The organism is Bradyrhizobium sp. CCGB20 (assembly GCF_024199855.1).
GTDB lineage: Bacteria > Pseudomonadota > Alphaproteobacteria > Rhizobiales > Xanthobacteraceae > Bradyrhizobium.
Genome location: NZ_JANADN010000001.1, coordinates 3,897,462 through 3,914,174 on the forward strand (window position 1 = coordinate 3,897,462; position 16,713 = coordinate 3,914,174).

The 16,713-nt window shown below is 62.5% G+C and carries 14 protein-coding genes and 1 pseudogene; 6 read left to right on the forward strand and 9 right to left on the reverse strand.

Features of this window, described 5'->3' with window-relative positions; genetic code table 11:
* Positions 1-37: 37 nt before the first annotated feature.
* The 3 genes and pseudogenes from NLM15_RS17830 to NLM15_RS17840 form a co-directional block, all read right to left on the reverse strand.
* The gene (locus NLM15_RS17830; protein ID WP_254118374.1) at positions 38-1,633 is read right to left on the reverse strand and encodes a HAMP domain-containing sensor histidine kinase; all 1,596 of its coding nucleotides are present in this window, start codon (positions 1,631-1,633) and stop codon (positions 38-40) included.
* Between the two features lie 137 nt (positions 1,634-1,770).
* Positions 1,771-3,048 (reverse strand): sodium:proton antiporter NhaD, encoded by a 1,278-nt coding sequence (nhaD, locus tag NLM15_RS17835; protein WP_254118375.1) that lies wholly within the window; start codon positions 3,046-3,048, stop codon positions 1,771-1,773.
* Between the two features lie 22 nt (positions 3,049-3,070).
* Positions 3,071-3,967 (reverse strand): annotated as a pseudogene (locus NLM15_RS17840) (NAD(P)-dependent oxidoreductase); the annotation flags it as partial.
* A gap of 165 nt (positions 3,968-4,132) precedes the next feature.
* On the opposite strand from NLM15_RS17840, the gene NLM15_RS17845 reads away from it, so the two are divergent.
* The 4 genes from NLM15_RS17845 to NLM15_RS17860 all read left to right on the forward strand — a co-directional run bounded on the left by NLM15_RS17845 (position 4,133) and on the right by NLM15_RS17860 (position 7,785).
* Positions 4,133-4,570, forward strand: a complete 438-nt coding sequence (locus NLM15_RS17845; RefSeq protein ID WP_254118376.1) for a VOC family protein — start codon at positions 4,133-4,135, stop codon at positions 4,568-4,570.
* 84 nt (positions 4,571-4,654) lie between these two features.
* A complete protein-coding gene (locus tag NLM15_RS17850) occupies positions 4,655-5,791 on the forward strand; it encodes an Mrp/NBP35 family ATP-binding protein (protein ID WP_254118377.1) in 1,137 nt (378 codons plus the stop codon).
* 192 nt (positions 5,792-5,983) lie between these two features.
* Entirely contained in the window at positions 5,984-7,075 is a 1,092-nt protein-coding gene (locus tag NLM15_RS17855; RefSeq protein ID WP_254118378.1) for a TRAP transporter substrate-binding protein, read from the forward strand.
* Between the two features lie 359 nt (positions 7,076-7,434).
* On the forward strand, positions 7,435-7,785 hold the full coding sequence (locus tag NLM15_RS17860) for a hypothetical protein (RefSeq protein WP_254118379.1): 351 nt from the start codon (positions 7,435-7,437) through the stop codon (positions 7,783-7,785).
* Positions 7,786-8,359: 574 nt separating this feature from the next.
* Here NLM15_RS17860 and NLM15_RS17865 read toward each other — a convergent pair.
* Positions 8,360-8,533 (reverse strand): hypothetical protein, encoded by a 174-nt coding sequence (locus NLM15_RS17865; protein ID WP_254124758.1) that lies wholly within the window; start codon positions 8,531-8,533, stop codon positions 8,360-8,362.
* A 499-nt stretch (positions 8,534-9,032) separates the two neighbouring features.
* A complete protein-coding gene (locus NLM15_RS17870) occupies positions 9,033-10,208 on the reverse strand; it encodes an OpgC family protein (protein WP_254118380.1) in 1,176 nt (391 codons plus the stop codon).
* Positions 10,209-11,012: 804 nt separating this feature from the next.
* Between NLM15_RS17870 and NLM15_RS17875 the strand changes: the two genes are divergently transcribed.
* Positions 11,013-12,005, forward strand: coding sequence for an AraC family transcriptional regulator (locus NLM15_RS17875; protein WP_254118381.1), 993 nt, complete (start codon positions 11,013-11,015; stop codon positions 12,003-12,005).
* Positions 12,006-12,394: 389 nt separating this feature from the next.
* On the opposite strand, the gene NLM15_RS17880 is transcribed toward NLM15_RS17875, so the two are convergent.
* Entirely contained in the window at positions 12,395-12,706 is a 312-nt protein-coding gene (locus NLM15_RS17880) for a hypothetical protein (protein ID WP_245473470.1), read from the reverse strand.
* Positions 12,707-12,876: 170 nt separating this feature from the next.
* Here NLM15_RS17880 and NLM15_RS17885 point away from each other — a divergent pair, with 170 nt between their 5' ends.
* A complete protein-coding gene (locus NLM15_RS17885; protein WP_254118382.1) occupies positions 12,877-13,920 on the forward strand; it encodes a medium chain dehydrogenase/reductase family protein in 1,044 nt (347 codons plus the stop codon).
* Between the two features lie 70 nt (positions 13,921-13,990).
* On the opposite strand, the gene NLM15_RS17890 is transcribed toward NLM15_RS17885, so the two are convergent.
* From NLM15_RS17890 to NLM15_RS17900, 3 genes are all read right to left on the reverse strand, one after another.
* Positions 13,991-14,326, reverse strand: a complete 336-nt coding sequence (locus NLM15_RS17890; RefSeq protein ID WP_254118383.1) for a PilZ domain-containing protein — start codon at positions 14,324-14,326, stop codon at positions 13,991-13,993.
* 404 nt (positions 14,327-14,730) lie between these two features.
* Entirely contained in the window at positions 14,731-15,891 is a 1,161-nt protein-coding gene (locus tag NLM15_RS17895) for an acyl-CoA dehydrogenase family protein (protein ID WP_254118384.1), read from the reverse strand.
* A gap of 148 nt (positions 15,892-16,039) precedes the next feature.
* Positions 16,040-16,690, reverse strand: a complete 651-nt coding sequence (locus NLM15_RS17900) for a glutathione S-transferase family protein (RefSeq protein WP_254118385.1) — start codon at positions 16,688-16,690, stop codon at positions 16,040-16,042.
* Positions 16,691-16,713: the final 23 nt, after the last annotated feature.

Sequence of the window (16,713 nt, forward strand, 5' to 3'; positions counted from 1 at the left end):
TAGTGGGGGATCGTCGGGCATGTCTGCAAGCATCTCGTTACGAGCCCGTACCCGCGCTCATGATCGGCTTGTGGCGCGGCCGGCGCTTCTCGTCGGGCACCGCGGAACTCTCCGGCTGGAGCGGCGGAGAATCGTCCGACATCGGCGCCAGCGCGCTCATCACGCGCTCCGGCGGGAAGGTGACGATCACCTCGGTGCCGATGCGAAGCTTCGATTTCAGCGTGAACGTGCCGCCATGCAGGTCGATCAGGTTCTTGGCGATGGGAAGGCCGAGGCCTGCACCCTGTTCGGCTGACTTGATCGAGTTGGAACCCTGGCCGAACGAGGCGAGCACGACCGGGATCTCGTCCTCGGGGATGCCGGAGCCGGAATCCCGCACCGAGAGATATTGTCCGCCTGAGGCGGTCCAGCCAGCCTTGAGCCAGATCTCGCCGCCTTGCGGGGTGAACTTGATCGAGTTGGAGAGCAGGTTGAGCACGACCTGGCGGATCGCCCGCTCGTCGGCCCACAGCCGCGGCATGGCCTGCTCGAACACCTCGTGGATGGTGATGCCGCGGCTCGAGGCGCGCAGCTTCATCAGATGATGGCAGTCGGCGACGATGCCGACCAGCGACACCGCTTCCTCGTTGAGCTCGTAGCGGCCGGCCTCGATCCGCGACAGATCGAGGATCTCGTTGATGAGGTTGAGCAGGTGCACGCCGGAATTATGGATGTCCGCCGAGTACTCCTTGTAGACCGGAACCGCATGCGCGCCGAAGATTTCGCTCTTCATCACCTCGGAGAAGCCGAGGATCGCGTTCAGCGGCGTGCGCAGCTCGTGGCTCATCTGCGCCAGGAAGCGCGATTTTGCGACGTTGGCGGATTCGGCGCGGTGGCGCGCTTCGTCCGAGATCGCCTTGGCCTGTTCGAGCTCGCCGATCAGCGCGTCCTTCTCGGCGCGCGCCTCGAGCGTGGCGAAGGTCGAGGAGTGCAGGCGGTGCGCCAGCAGCACGAAATAGCCTTCGGCCGCCAGCGCAAGCGCGGCCAGGATGTAATTGTCGAGCGCGCCGGTCACCGCAAAGCTCAGCGCCATCGCCACTGCGACCGGCGCCGTGGCGGCAAGCGCTGCGATCGGCAAGTTCGCGGCCAGCATGCTCGACACCGCGATCACCAGCAGCATCAGGAACATCATCAGCGTTTCCGTGACCATGTCGAGCACGGGATGGATCAGGATCGCCATCCAGCACAGGCCATAGAGCAGGTCGAGCACGACGAAGCGCGTCCGCCAGGCACGCGTTGCCGCGGGCGAGGAGGCCTCGGCCAGGAAACGGTGGCAGCTGCGGATCATCGCGGCGTGGATGCAGAGCATGCCGGCGGTCCAGGCCGCGGCCGGGATCGGCTGCATCCACAGCCCGAACAGCACGCCGGTGGCGACCACCAGCAGCATCACGACATAGGAGGCCGACAGCCGCGTCTGGGCATATTGGCGCAGCATCTCGGCGTCGAAAGCCGGCCGGGTTCCGCTGGTCGACGTTAACTTGTCGCGCGCCTCGCGCACCCGCTGCGCCGCAGCCCGTCGGCTGCTCGCCGATGGAGCGCTGACCGGCTCGGCCGGAAGCTGTACGACCTCTGGCTTTTCAGCGGGTTTACTCATCGAACAACAACAATTCCTGCCCGCGCGAGACGGGCCTTCTGCATTGTCTATCTCTGGCAAGAAATCCTTAAGAGGTGACTTAAGGAGCTAAAGAATTACGTTAACCCGGCGTTAATTTTGAGCGCGCGCAGGACCGCTCAGTGCAGCGCCGCGTGCTGCGCGACGTAAACCACCGCGCCCGCCAGATAGCCCGCGAGTGCGGGGATGGCGATGCGCCGGGCGTACCAGAGGAACTCGATCCGCTCGAGCCCCATGGCCGCGACGCCCGCGGCCGAGCCGATGATCAGGATCGAGCCGCCGGTGCCGGCGCAATAGGCGATGAACTCCCAGAGGAAGCTGTCGGTCGGGTAATGCGCGAGGTCGTACATGCCCATGGTCGCGGCAACCAGGGGCACGTTGTCGATGACGGCACTGAGGAGGCCGAGCACGACGACGATGATGTCCTGGCGTCCGAAGGTGGCGTCCAGCCATTTCGCCAGCATGGAGAGCAGGCCGGCATGGTCGAGGCACGCGACCGCGAGCAGGATGCCGACGAAGAACACGATCGAGCCCATGTCGATCCGGGTCAGCGCGTGCGCGAGCGTCAGCGGTTGGCGAACATGCTCGTCCTTGTCGCGATGGACGATCTCGCCGACCAGCCAGACGATGCCGAGCCCGAGCAGGACGCCCATGAAGGGCGGCAGATGGGTAAACGTCTTGAAGGCCGGCACTGCGATCAGCACACCGAGCCCAAGATAGAACATCACATTCCGCTCGAACGGATCGACGCCATGCAATCCGCCCTCCTTGGATGGCGCCGCAATGGCCTTGCCGCGCAGCGCCAGGCTGATGAACGCCAGCGGCAGCAGCAAATTGACCAGCGAAGGCAGGAACACCGCGCCCATGATTTTCAAGGGCGAGATCTGCCCGCCGATCCACAGCATCGTCGTGGTGACGTCGCCGATCACGGTCCACGCGCCGCCGGCATTGGCCGCGATGACGATGAGGGAGGCAAACAGCAGGCGGTCGTCGCGCCTGGCGATCAGCCGCTGGATCAGCGAGACCATCACGATGGTGGTGGTCAGGTTGTCGAGGATCGCGCTGAGGAAGAAGGTCACGAAGCCGATCAGCCATATCAGGCGGACCTGGTTCGTCGTGCCGATGCGTGAGGTGATGACCTCGAAACCGTCATGGGCGTCGATGACCTCGACGATGGTCATCGCGCCGATCAGGAAGAACACGATCTGGGCGGTGGAGGCGACGGATTCGTCGAGCTGACGGCCGACCAGCGCATGGTCGCCCGTCGCGATGGCGTAGATGGTCCAGAGCAGGCCCGCGCCTAGCAGCGCGGACGCGCTCTTGTTGACCCCGAGCGGATGCTCGAGCGCGATCGCCGCATAGGCCAGAACGAAGATGACGGCGATCGCGATCAGCAAGGCAGGGGCAGTTCGTCTGGTGTCAGCGATTCAGGCGCGCGAGCAGGCTCGACGTATCCCAGCGCTTGCCGCCCATCTTCTCGACCTCGGCGTAGAACTGGTCGACCAGCGCGGTGACCGGCAGATTGGCGCCGTTGCGGCGGGCTTCGGCCAGCGAGATCGAGAGGTCCTTGCGCATCCATTCGACCGCGAAGCCGAAATCGTACTTGTCCTCGTTCATGGTCTTGTAGCGGTTCTCCATCTGCCAGGACTGCGCAGCGCCCTTGGAGATGGTCTCGATCACGGCGGCGACGTCGAGGCCGCTCTTCTTGGCGAAGTGGATGCCCTCGGAGAGGCCCTGCACCAGGCCGGCGATGCAGATCTGGTTGACCATCTTCGTCAGCTGGCCGGAACCGGCGGGCCCGAGCAGTTTGCACATCCGCGCATAGGCGCCCGTGATGATCGGCTCGGCGCCGGAATAAGCGTCCTGCGCGCCGCCGCACATCACGGTCAGCACGCCGTTCTCGGCGCCGGCCTGGCCGCCGGACACCGGTGCATCGATGAACTTGAAGCCGGCCTTGGTGGCGGCCGCGTCGAGCTCGCGCGCGACCTCGGCGGAGGCGGTGGTGTGGTCGACGAAGGTCGCGCCCTTCTTCATGCCGGCGAACGCGCCGTCCGGGCCGATTGTGACCGCGCGCAGATCGTTGTCGTTGCCAACGCAGCACATCACGAAATCCTGGCCTTCGGCCGCGGCCTTCGGGGTCGCCGCGGTCTTGCCGCCGAACTTGTCCGCCCACTCCTTCGCCTTGGCCGCGGTGCGGTTGTAGACGGTGACCTCATGGCCCCCTTTTTTCACGAGGTGTCCGGCCATGGGGAAGCCCATCACGCCGAGACCGAGGAAAGCGACTTTAGCCATGTGTGTGTCCGTAGCTTGAGTTTTACGGTTGCAGCCGGGCGGGGGGCGCCAGCCGAGGTCCTGAGGTTCCGCCCGAGGGCGGGCCGGGCGCACCATAAACCCTTGCGGCCGGAGGGCAACGGCTTCGTTTGGCGGCCTCCTGTGCTAGGATGGCGGACCTCAAGGACTTCAAAACAAGGGAGCGAAAGCATGGGCGGCGTGAGCGTGGGCGTCCTCGATCATTTCAACATCCGGACCCGGAATCTGGCCGAGACGGTCCGCTTCTACGAGGACGTGCTGGGCCTGGAAAAAGGCGCCCGGCCCAATTTCGCCTTCCCGGGGGCGTGGATGTACAGCGAGGGCAAGCCAGTGGTGCACCTCGTCGATATTTCCCCAACCTCAGAGCCGCAAAAGCCGGATTCCGGCGTTGTCCACCACGTCGCCTTCGTCAGCCGCGGTTTTGACGGCATGAAGCAGCGGCTGACGTCCAAGGGCATGAAATTCGACTCCCGCCAGGTGCCGGGCGGCGACCTCTGGCAGATCTTCGTCCACGACCCCAACGGGGTCATGATCGAGCTGAATTACGAGGCGGCCATGGAGCAGGGGGCGGCCCCCGCCGAGACGGCCGGGGATATCGGCAGGCAGTAGCCTTTTGGCCGTTTCCGCTCTAATGGGGCATCCTGAAGCCTTGGGCATGGTCTTGTGGATCATGCTCCGTTTGGGAGATGCGCTTTGAGCGTGACGCAGCAACAGGTTCTCGACAGCCTCGCCAGGATCAAGTCACCCCGCGGGGTCGCGCTCACCAATGCCAATGTGCTGAGCGCGATCAGCGCGGCCGACGGCAAGGTGTTCTTCTCGATCAACGTCGATGCCGCCGAGGCGCGGGCCTGGGAATCCGTCCGGGCCGAGGCCGAGGCCGCGGTGCGCGCCATTCCCGGCGTCACCACCGTGATGGTGGCGCTGACAGCCGAGCGCAAGGCGGGCGCCGCGCCGCCGCCACCCCCGCAGCCGAGCCGTGGCACGCCGGGCGTGCAGCCGGTCCATGCGCACAAGCCGCCGCAGGGCGGTCAATCGCCGATGGCGCGGCAGTCGGAAATTCCGGGCGTTGCCGCCGTGATCGCGGTCGCCTCCGGCAAGGGCGGCGTCGGCAAGTCGACCACCGCGCTCAACCTGGCGCTCGGCCTGCGCGACCTCGGCCTCAAGGTCGGGCTGCTCGATGCCGACATCTACGGCCCCTCGGTGCCGCGTCTGACCGGCCTGCGCGACAAGCCGGAGCTGAACAACGAGCGCAAGATGATTCCGCTCCGGCGCTTCGGCCTCGCCATCATGTCGATCGGCTTCCTGGTGGAGGAGGAGACCGCGATGATCTGGCGCGGTCCCATGGTGATGTCGGCGGTGACGCAGATGCTGCGCGACGTCGAATGGGGAAGCCTCGACGTGCTCGTGGTCGACATGCCGCCGGGCACCGGCGATGCCCAGCTCACGCTGGCGCAGAACGTGCCGCTGAAGGGCGCCGTCATCGTCTCGACCCCGCAGGACCTGTCCCTGATCGATGCGCGACGGGGGCTTGCGATGTTCAAGAAGGTCAACGTGCCCGTGCTCGGCATCGTCGAGAACATGAGCTACTTCCAGTGCCCGCATTGCGGCACGAAATCGGACATTTTCGGCCATGGCGGCGCGCGCCACGAGGCCGACAAGCTCGGGGTCCCGTTCCTGGGGGAGATCCCCCTGCACATGGCGATTCGCGCCACCTCGGATGCCGGTAATCCCGTGGTTGACAGCGAGCCGGACGGCCCTCATGCGGCGATCTATCGCGCCATTGCGGGGCAGGTCCGGGACCAGCTCAAGGGCGTCATCGCCGCGGCCTGAGCGGTCTTCTGGGGACATGCGACTTTCGTAGAGCCCCGTCATGCCAATGTCGCGTTCCGAAACGGGGCCGTCCGTGTTAAAGGCCCACGGCAGTCAAGCCCCTTCGGTTCGACGCGGGCCAAACGCGTCGCCGGAATGAGCGGCGGCAAAGAGGAAGTTAGGGGAAACGCCCCAGCAAGGAGAGACCTGAAGATGAAGCGTCGTGATTTCCTGAAAGTGTCGGCAGCAGGCGCGGCGGCGACCGCCGCGGTGGCCTCGCCGGCGATCGCGCAGTCCTCGCCCGAGATCAAGTGGCGCATGACGTCGAGCTTCCCGAAGTCGCTCGACACTATCTATGGCGGCGGCGAGCAGGTGGCGAAGTACGTCGCCGAAATGACTGACAACAAATTCCAGATCCAGGTGTTCGCCGCCGGTGAAATCGTCCCGGGTCTCCAGGCGCTCGACGCGACCTCGAACGGCACCGTCGAGATGTGCCACACCGTCTCCTATTACTATGTCGGCAAGGACCCGACCTGGGCGATCTACGCCTCGGTGCCGTTCGGCCTCAACGCGCGCCAGCAGAACTCCTGGTGGTACCAGGGCGGCGGCATGGAGCTCGGCAACGAGTTCTTCAAGAAGTCGAACGTGATCGGCCAGCCCTGCGGCAACACCGGTACCCAGATGGGCGGCTGGTTCCGCAAGGAGATCAAGACCGTTGCCGATCTTTCCGGCCTGAAGATGCGCATCGGCGGCATCGCCGGCCAGGTGCTCCAGAAGGTCGGCGTCGTGCCGCAGCAGCTCGCCGGCGGCGACATCTATCCGGCGCTGGAGAAGGGCACCATCGACGCGGCCGAGTGGGTCGGCCCCTACGATGACGAGAAGCTCGGCTTCGCCAAGGTTGCGAAGTACTACTACTATCCGGGCTTCTGGGAAGGCGGTCCGACCGTCCACGCCTTCACCAACCTCGACAAGTGGAATTCGCTGCCGAAGAACTACCAGGCGATCCTCACCAACGCGATGGCCAACGCCAACAGCTGGATGGCCGCGCGCTACGACATGCAGAACCCGGCGGCGCTGAAGCGTCTGGTCGCCGGCGGCACCCAGCTTCGCCCCTTCACCAACGAAGTGCTGGAAGCCTGCCTCAAGTCGACCAACGAGCTGTGGGGCGAGATCTCGGCCAAGAACGCCGACTTCAAGAAGTCGATCGACGCCATGCAGGCCTACCGCTCCGACGAATATCTGTGGTGGCAGGTCGCCGAATACACCTACGACAGCTTCATGATCCGCTCGCGCACCCGCGGCTGATCTTCGCAAGAATTCGCAAGACGACAGGGCCCGGTCTCGTTCGCGAGGCCGGGCTTTTTCTTTGCCCAGAAGCGGGCGCCAAAACAAAAATATGGAAAACAACCCCATGCACAGTAGGAGGGCGGGGCGGGGACAATGCCCTGTGGAAGCGGTCAACAGTCTGGCGCGCCAAGGCAAATCAGCGCGAAGCGGCAATCATCGTGCAATCAAGGCTGAAATGCGGATTTGAGGCCGGGTGACGGGTTGCGCCTTCCGTCCCTTCCAACGATGAACGGGATGCCCGTTTGACTCGTCGGGCAAAACACGGGCAAAATGGGATCATCGAATAATCCGAAATCGATGCCAACCCGGAGGCGACGATGAGCTTCGATCCCGACGAGGTTCAGAGCGCGCTGCGCAAGGCCTGGTCGTTGTCGACGGCCAGCAAATGGACCGCGAACAATCCGGCGGCAGGGCAATGCAACGTCACCTCGCTGCTCGTTCATGAACTCTTCGGCGGCGAGTTGTTGAAGACGCCGCTGCCGGCCGGCGACCATTTCTACAATAGGATCGATGGGCGGCGGTATGACTTCACGGCAAGCCAGTTCGATCAGCCAATCGCCTATATGGACTTGCAGACAAATCGGGCCGACGCAGAGCTAGGAGCAACAAACGACGAGCTGGCTGAACTCAGAGCTGCCTTTCAAGAGCACCGTACCAAGTCAGGTTAGGGTCACAAGGCCGCCCTCGGCAGCCTGCATGACCTTGGTCGGCTCGCCCCCCGGAAGCAGACGTCATGGTGCTCTGAGCGAAGGTCAGCCGCGGGCCAGCAGGAGACATGGCTCTTGCACATTAGCCTGGCCAGATAACGGGCAACGCCTGAGACATTCGTTTCCACTCAGATGGCAGCTCCGGCCAGCAAGAAAGCGCCGCCTAGCGCGACCATCACAAGTCCGGGCCAGTTCGATTTGATGCTGAAGCCGCCACCCGGTCTTTCAGGCTCCAGCGTGTCCCGCCCGGAGCGAAGCCGCCTTCCACCACTGAGTCGGCCTCGCCAGATGGGCTGAAACGCCATTTGGAGCAAGCCGCCGAAAAAAAGGAGCACACCAAGCCATATGAGGGTCATGCTCGCCTCCTCTTCCCGCGAACGTCGAGAGGTTACTGCGCCGAGACCCGTGGTCCATTCAGCGTCTGTCTGCTGCTCTCGGAATTAGATCGACCTTGAAAGCCGCCGGACGCACCAGCGCGCCGCACGCAGGCTGAGGATCACGCTCTCCGAAAGCTTGGACTATACAAGCACCCTGCTTAGTCTTCATCCGGCTCGCGCACGACCGGCGGTTCGTCGTCGGTTTTGTCCTCTTCTTCGTCTTCGTCGTCGTCCTCTTCGTAGTCATCAGGGTCCCGTGGCGGCATCGGGTTGCCCATGATCGCGAAGTCACGCCGGTCGATCGCAGGAACTAGCTCAGGGCGTAGGGTCATGTTGTGCTCCTCGGAGGTGACCCTGGAGCACTTTACCCCCTTTTTGCGGGGCAGACACGGAATTGGCGGCCGGCGCGGACGAAGTTCGGTTGTCTCTGTCAGACCACCTGGAGGTAAGCGAGTTCGTCGGATCGGGGCCCAATAGGCAACCTCCCGCCGGTTCGCTGCTTTAGAGCGGTTTCACCTGAAATCCGCTTCCTTCTGTCACTCCGTCTTCGTCTTCGGACGTTCAATAAGTTCGTAACTGGGAACGCGGGTGCTTTCCTCCCACGATTCCAGAGCAGCTCCGCAGATTGCGCAGACCGCGTCACCTGTATGCGGCACTAAGAACTTCTCTTCGGTGCGTCTGTACTCAGCACCGCAAGTGCATTGCACAATTGTCACCATCCCCACGATATGTGCTTCGGATCACGGAATTTCCAGTCCGGGCAACCTGTTGTCGGCTTGGGGGCAAGAGCCGCTCGCCGCGCTCCATGCAATCTACCAGTTTAGCCTACAGTTAGCGAACCGGCGGAACTTTCTCGATCAACTGCGTCCGCCCTGACTGCCGCTCGCGCTTGAGGCTGATCGCGTTCAATAGCCGCGCGGTGAGGATCATCATCAGGACACCTGTAAAACTGACCACGATCTGCATCGCAAGCCGCTCGGAGAGGTCGAGCAGCGTAAGGTGGCTAGCGAGCGCCAGAAGGACGCCGAGACAATAGATCGGCAGCGAATTCTCGCCACACCACCTTGCGCAGATCAGTGCCGGCGTTGATAGCGCTCCCCAATTCAGAGGAATGAATCGCAGCACCACAATTGCAAGAGCCACAAAATGCAGCAGCCGTATCGGACTGAGATTCGATTTATCCAATGGAAACACCAGATCCTTCAAAGTTTGCGGTACCAGCGGCTCGATGCTCCAACTCTGTGCAAGGACCAGACCGAAAACCAGATAAAGAACGGCAAGAACAAGCGCCGGGCGCGACATCGTCCATGGCCGGAATTTCCCTCCCTCAACGACGCACCATGCGCCCAGCACGATCAGAAGCTGCCAAGCCAGCGGATTAAAGAACCAGACGCCACTCGGCCAGGCTGGCACACTCCAACCGAAGACGTGCACGAGCGCGTACAGCAACACGGACGCTCCCAGCGTAACGTTCGGCGCTCGCAGCAGCAGCCATAGCAGCGGCGGGAACAGCACGTGAAAAATCACAAAAACCGGCAAGACGTCGGTATTGACAGGCCGGTATTGCAGGATTGCGGCGTGCGCAAGCGTGGCGCCCGGATGCTCGAGCAGAATTCGCGTATTGCTCTCGTCGGCGAGGTCATCGCTGCCCGCAAGGTAGACGAGGACGACGCAAGCGAGCGTGAGCAGCAGAAACGCCGCATAGATGTCCCATCCTCGCCGCAGCGAACGGCCGATCATGCCGCTCCAGCCCTCGCGCTCCCGTGCCCTGCCGTAGGCGAGTGCGCAGGTCACGCCCGAGAGGAACATGAAGATCTCGGCGGCATCGCAGAAGCCGTAGTTGCGCGGTGTCAGCCAGCTCCCGATGTTATTGGGAACGTGATCGAGAAAGATCCACCATAACGCGATCCCGCGACAGATGTCGATACGCAGATCGCGGCCAGCGGCTTTGAACTCCGGCGGAGTTTCGCCGAGCAATCGCGTCGAGGTGTGAGTTCGATCATCCATCTGCCGGCCTGTCTGCGTGCGCTCGCGCTCATGGGGTCGATAGCGCGCGCCAGCTACCCGATGGATGATGGGGGCTCCTTGGTCGCCCAGCTGCTCCTCTGAGCGCCGGGGTCGGCAGGATCATCGTCCTCCCAAGGCACTTGCAAGGTTATGTCGTCCACGCCCCGTATCAAAAGTTGCTTTCGCATTTCGGTGAGACGAGCGCGGCAGTATTCGCGATAAAGCATGTCGACTATGGCGGACATGATCGAATTCCTTCCTGATCACCACGGTTGACCTCCCATGTGACAGATTTCGACCATTTCACCCAGCGGCTGAAAAGGAGCAGTGCCGGGACGTAATTTGCGTCCGACGGACCTCAATGGTGATGCGACGATCAAGGCACGACAGGAAATCGGTAGAGGATAGTCTCGTGCTGCAGAATTTCTGCTCGCGGATCGATGAGCCCGAGCAGTTGCGAGCAGCGTTGTAAGGTTGGACTTGGTCTCGCACCCTGCCAGGGATTTCCAAATTGGATCCGATGGCAGCAATTTGAAATAGAGCCGTCACAATCATCTCCTCTTAAGGGAGATATTTGCACGCGATATTCGCAATCAAAGATTGTCGCATTTTTCTGGTCGCCACGTGAGCCAGTTCACATCAGCATCAATCACAGGTGAACGAGACTAGCAGACAAGTGATGTAGCTTCTTGGAGGCCTGCGTACCTCAAGGGGCGGTCGGTGCGCAAATTGCAAAGTACGGATACCGAAGGCTGGCCTGTCGCTGCAATTGAACCCAAGGTCTTATCAAGGCTGGAGGTCCCCATGTCTACGGACGCAGGCGACTTCGTATCGCATCGATTTTCGACGCGTGAACATCCGGAGCGGATGCGACTTCCACTATGGCGCGAGAGCTTTGTGCGGGGGATAGTCCACGTCGATGTCGAGCCGATTGCGAGCATTCCGTTTCAAGTCGACGCAACGCTGCAAGCGATCCGCGGTTTGCGCAGGCTCGCACTGAAAGGCTCGCCAATGCGCTTCCAGCGCTTGCGGACGAGCATTGCCGACGGTGACGACTCGATCGGCCTGATCGTCTCCTCGCCCGGCAAAAGTCAGCTGACGCAGCGGGGCCGCGACATCGAGCTTCGCGCCGGCGGCGCAGTCTCGATTCTGCATGCGGAGCCCGCCACCGTCACCTATGTCGACGGAATACTATTCGGTTTAGCCGTGCCCCGCGAGGCGCTTGCGCAGCGCGTGGCGGACATCGAGAGCCTCGCTATGCGGCCGATCCCTCGGCGAAATGAACCGCTTCGTCTCCTCATGGCTTATCTGAAGTCGGCATTCAAGGAGGGGGCTCTGGCCGCTCCGAAGCTGCGTGAAGTCGTCATGGCTCACACCTGTGATCTCGTAGCGCTCGCAGTCGGCGAGTGCGCTCCCTTGGGCGAGAGCGATGCGAGTGCGGTCGTGGCCGCGCGCCACAATGCCGTCCTCGACTACATCGCGACACACTTTCAGGAGCCCGGGCTCAGCGTCGAGACGGTCGCTCGTTGCCAGGGCATTTCACCTCGCTATCTGCAGCGCTTGATGGCGCTGTCAGGATCGTCATTCACCGGGCACGTGAATGAGCTGCGTCTGCAACTTGCGCTCAAATTGCTGACCGAGGCACGCGCCGGCGCGCAACTGATTTCCGATATCGCCCTGGAGGTGGGCTTCTCGGACGTTTCGCATTTCAATCGCCTGTTCCGAGCTCGCTTCGGCGATTCGCCGCGTGGGGTTCGCTACATCGGCAGGGATCGCGGCCGAGCCATATGCCCTTGATCGGCCTACACGCGAGATGTTGCTACCGAATGTCCGCTTCGGGTCAAAGGCCGCCCTCGGCAGTTGGCATGACCCTGATCGGCTCGCCTCCCGGAAGCGGACGTCGCGGTGCTCTGAGCGAAGGTCAGCCGCGGGCCAGCAACAGACATAGTGCGAGCATTAGGAAGACGCGAGGCGAGGGCCTTAACGCCCCCGGAGTGTCCCGATCAAGCAGGACGGATACCGCCTGTTCGTGCAGCGCGTGGCTGGGCGAGCCGCTTTCGCTCTGCCCCGCAAATCGGACCACGCGAGAGCCTGTCTGGACTTCGCCTACGGGCCAACAGTTGACATCGGCCGCGTAGCAAGAGACCGCCCGAGGGCGGTCTCGCATTTGACAGAGAAGGCGCCCGTCAAAGATCGACTTGGACGGCAACGTTGGAGCGTACCCAATCCGATTGCCCAGCCTTCAGCCGCTTGGCTTGAAATTCAACGAACGCTGGATCGGCACCCAGTGATGCCAAGGTGCGCCCATAAGCTTCTACGCTATCGAAGCGAGCGACGAAGGCGTAATTCCCGATCTCGCCGCCGATCACCGACCAATAGCTGACATCGGCCCCGTGTTTCCTCCAAAGTGACGCGCCGTCCTTTGCCAGCTGCAAGACGGTCGCAAGATCGCTACCGGGTCTTGGATGCGAAACGAACTGCATAATGACTGCAGGCATTTTCCCCTCCAATAAGCAATGATGGCGCCAAACAACTGTTCTGATCATTTGGCTGGAGGAGAATTCCAAAGAGCGCAGCCTCAAGCTTGATCTGGATCAATTCCATTTCTTGAGCCTGGCGGCATTCTGCCCGTCCTTGCGCTGAATGACGGCACTGCATGGAGCTGGCCATGATGGAGCAGCGCAATCGAGTTGTTCAGGTCAGCCGCTTCGGGGATCCGGAGAGACTGGAGGTTATCGAGGCTCACCTGCCGACCGCCGGCCCGGGCGAGGTGCGCGTTCGCGTACTTGCGTCGAGCCTCAACTACACTGAGGTGTTGATCAGGCGGCATCTCTATCCGCAAACAATGCGCCTCCGGCCGCCGTTCGTAATGGGTTACGACGTGGTGGGGGCAATTGATCAACTCGGCGAAGGCGTGCACGAGTTTCGGATTGGCGACCGCGTGGCCGATATGACGGTGGTTGGGTCGAACGCCGACTATCGCACGCTTCGGGCAAGCAACGTGGCCCGTGTGCCGGTGGACGTCGACCCGGCCGAGGCGGCTGCGCTGATCTTGAGTTGGACGACCGCGCATCAGCTTCTGCACCGCGCGGCCAACGTCCGGCGAGGGCAACATGTGCTCGTGCACGGGGCCGCCGGCGCAGTCGGCCAGGCGCTGCTCGTGCTCGGGAGACTGGCCGGTCTCAAGCTGTGGGGCACTGTACGCCGCGAGCACATGGAACTCGTCCAGGACCTCGGGGCAACGCCGATCGACTACCAGCATGAGGACTTTACGCGGGTTGTGCCGGGTGGGTTCGACGTCATCGTCGACGGCGTTGGCGAAGACGGCTATCGCCGCTCGTACGCGGCGCTCAAGCCAGGTGGCCTGCTCTGTGCCATCGGCTTCTCGGCGAGCGTGCAGGCACAGCGTCGAATGCTCCCAATCTTGATGGAGATCGCGCGTCTCTACCTGTGGAGACTGTTGCCCGGCGGCAAGCGAGCCCGCTTTTACTCGGTAAATGCCATGCGGGCGCGACATCCCACCTGGTTCAAGGAGGACTTGGAGCACCTGTTCGGGCTTCTGGCGACCGGTGCCATCCGGCCGCGCATCGCCGAGCGAATTTCCTTCGAGGAGGTTGCCGATGCCCACCGTCGCCTCGAGGCTGGCGGTCTTGAAGGCAAGCTCGTGCTTTGCCCGGATCTCTCCTTGCGAGGCAGCCGGCGCGCTGCCTGACGCGCGAAGTGGCCAGCCCTGTTCGATCGCCTCGTCAGCGCACGGAAGGAGTTATGCCGACGCCTCCAAGCTAAGGATGCCGGCAGCACACGATCTGGCGATCAAGTCGCACCACGTTTGAGGGGTTGCTGGAATCGTTCGCAAATTTCGGCGAGCGGCGACGCAGGAGGAAGCATACGCCGCAAAGCGTCGCCTTCCTCCACGCGACGCGGCAGATGAAGAATCCGGCATGGCCGTCGAACGACAGCACGAATTCGTTGGCAAATATGTAGTACGGCGTGGAGATGCACGCCCCCAGGGCGCTGATATCGCGCACCACACACGGATGAGTCCCACTCATTTCACCAAATGACAGCCGCGCCGCCCGGTTGATCGGGATGCGCTTCATCGCACGACGTTCCATCATGGCGAGATGCTCCAAATGAAGAGGTGACTTCCAATGCGATCCACTTCACGAAGTCAGTTTCCCGGTCCCGCCGACGTCCGGAAAACAGCAAATACCTGCACGTTGATCTGCGCGGCTCACGCGAACAAGCAGTGTTGTTGTCTTATTAAAATTGGATCGGAGTTGGTGGTTAATTCGGGCGCTTGTCTTATCGCGGGGTTTGTTGGACCGCCATGGGGATGCTCTTGAACCTCGTCTCGGTGGCGGGCGTCTAATTCCGGACGCTTCAGTAGTAGACCGTAGGATGGGTAGAGCGCAGCGAAACCCATCATCTGGTCCCGGGATGATCCAGCGCGCATTGATGATCGCGGCGACCGCGATGGGTTTCGCTGCGCTCTACCCATCCTACGTGCACCACGCGCCGGTCAGTGTTGCCCTGCCTTCCAGTCGCGCTTGATCTTCTTGGCCAGAGACCATTTGTGAACTTCGGTCGGCCCGTCGTAGATCCGGAATGCGCGGATCTCGCGGAAGGCTTGCTCGACGATCGTTTCCGTCGAGACCCCGGTGCCGCCCATCACCTGGACGCAGCGATCGGCGACGCGCATCAGCGCTTCCGACACGGCGACCTTCGCCATGGAGCTTTCGCTGGTCCCGAGCGAGCCGGTGTCGAGCACGCCAGCGCACCAGTCGATCATCAGCTCCGATTGCTGGAGATCGATCAGGTTCTCGGCCAGCATGAAGCCGACGCCTTCGTGATCGACCAGCGGCTTTCCGAACGCCTGGCGGCGGCAGGCGTAATCGGTGGCAATTTCGTTGGCGCGGATCGCAAGGCCCAGCCAGCGCATGCAGTGCGACAGGCGTGCGGGGCTCAGCCGAATCTGGGCATATTTGAAACCCTCGCCGGACGCGCCGAGCATCTGGTCGGCAGGCACGCGAAGATTTTCGATGTCGATCTCGGCATGTCCGCCGGGCATCGAACTGTCGATCGTATCAAGCACGCGCAGCGTGCGGATCGCGGGATTGGGCAGGTCGACGAGGAACATGCACGCGCCGTCATCCGACTTCGCCATGACGATCCCGACCTTCGCGCCCTCGGCTCCGGTGATGAACTTCTTGCGCCCGTTGATGACCCAGTGATTGCCGTCCAGACGGCACGTCGTCTGCATCATCGACGGATCAGATCCGGCTCCGCCCGCATCCGCAGGTTCGGTCATGAAGAACGCCGAGCGCGCCTTGCCCGACACGAGCGGCTCGAGGAAGCGCGCTTTCTGCTCGCGGCTTCCGACCTTGCCTAGCAGATACATATTGCCTTCATCCGGCGCCATGGTGTTGCACGCCAGTGGCCCAAGCGGCGAGAGGCCGGACTTGATCAGCGCCTTTGCGGTCTCGCGTTGGGTGAGATGAGATCCATCGGGGAGAATATGCGGCGTCAGGACGCCAGCCTTGCGCGCCTTGGCGCGCAGCTCCTGCACGAGCTCGTCGCTCGGGCCGTGCGGACCTGTCCGCGGATCTTTCTCGTAGGGAATGACCTCAGTGCGGATGAACGCCTCGATCTTCGCGGCAAGGCTGTCGTCTTGATGGGACATGATTACGAGGACTCCGGTCGACCCCGTCGCGGCGGGATGCTGGCTTTCGATCACCTATAGACGGGTGAGCCGGATTTGAGCAACATCTGCACTGGCGCATCTGCCAGGAGCCAACAGCGGCCCACATGCGTGTGCCGTGACGTGGAAATCAAAAATCAAGCCGGCCGTAGAGTTCGTCGAATGGTACGCACACATGCTCGCGATAGGCGGACCTCGATTGCAGCCGCTCATACCAGCGCTCAACGTTCGGCAAGTTCGGGCGCGGAAGGTCGAGATTGAGGTAGCGATAAAGATGGGTCGCTATCGGAATATCGGCGAGTGACAGGTGGTCTCCCAGCATGAAAGACCTTCCTTTCAACTGATGGTCGACGTGCTTCAGATGGCGGCTGGTTTGTTCCCGAGCTTTGTCCACCGCAGTCAGATTGCGCTGCGCTTCGGGCGTCCTGTACCAGCCCCAAAATACGCCAACCAGGAATGCCGGCTGCAACGCGGTCTGCGACCAGTCCATCCATTGATCCGCCTTCGCGCGCTCATCCGGATTCGTCGGCCAGAACGAGGTTTCGGAAGCGTATTTGGCCGCAAGATACCTCAGGATGGCGTGCGACTCCCAGACGATGATGCTGGAGTCATCAATCACCGGAACGCGGCCATGCGGATTCATGGCCAGGAATTCAGGCGCGTCGAGGCCCCCGAACGAGCCTCCGAGTTCGACATGCTTGTGCGCGACGCCCAGCTCACCGACCAGCCACATAACCTTCTGGAGGTTGAACGACGATTTACGACCGTAAACGGTGAGCATGGGGTAGACCTCAATGGAGATTT

Bases quoted from the DNA above. Each gene is read 5' to 3' on its own strand.
- NLM15_RS17830 (WP_254118374.1), bottom strand. From the start codon at position 1,633: ATGAGTAAACCCGCTGAAAAGCCAGAGGTCGTACAGCTTCCGGCCGAG.
- NLM15_RS17845 (WP_254118376.1), top strand. From the start codon at position 4,133: ATGGGCGGCGTGAGCGTGGGCGTCCTCGATCATTTCAACATCCGGACC.
- NLM15_RS17855 (WP_254118378.1), top strand. From the start codon at position 5,984: ATGAAGCGTCGTGATTTCCTGAAAGTGTCGGCAGCAGGCGCGGCGGCG.
- NLM15_RS17860 (WP_254118379.1), top strand. From the start codon at position 7,435: ATGAGCTTCGATCCCGACGAGGTTCAGAGCGCGCTGCGCAAGGCCTGG.
- NLM15_RS17865 (WP_254124758.1), bottom strand. From the start codon at position 8,533: ATGACCCTACGCCCTGAGCTAGTTCCTGCGATCGACCGGCGTGACTTC.
- NLM15_RS17870 (WP_254118380.1), bottom strand. From the start codon at position 10,208: ATGGATGATCGAACTCACACCTCGACGCGATTGCTCGGCGAAACTCCG.
- NLM15_RS17875 (WP_254118381.1), top strand. From the start codon at position 11,013: ATGTCTACGGACGCAGGCGACTTCGTATCGCATCGATTTTCGACGCGT.
- NLM15_RS17880 (WP_245473470.1), bottom strand. From the start codon at position 12,706: ATGCCTGCAGTCATTATGCAGTTCGTTTCGCATCCAAGACCCGGTAGC.
- NLM15_RS17885 (WP_254118382.1), top strand. From the start codon at position 12,877: ATGATGGAGCAGCGCAATCGAGTTGTTCAGGTCAGCCGCTTCGGGGAT.
- NLM15_RS17890 (WP_254118383.1), bottom strand. From the start codon at position 14,326: ATGATGGAACGTCGTGCGATGAAGCGCATCCCGATCAACCGGGCGGCG.
- NLM15_RS17895 (WP_254118384.1), bottom strand. From the start codon at position 15,891: ATGTCCCATCAAGACGACAGCCTTGCCGCGAAGATCGAGGCGTTCATC.
- NLM15_RS17900 (WP_254118385.1), bottom strand. From the start codon at position 16,690: ATGCTCACCGTTTACGGTCGTAAATCGTCGTTCAACCTCCAGAAGGTT.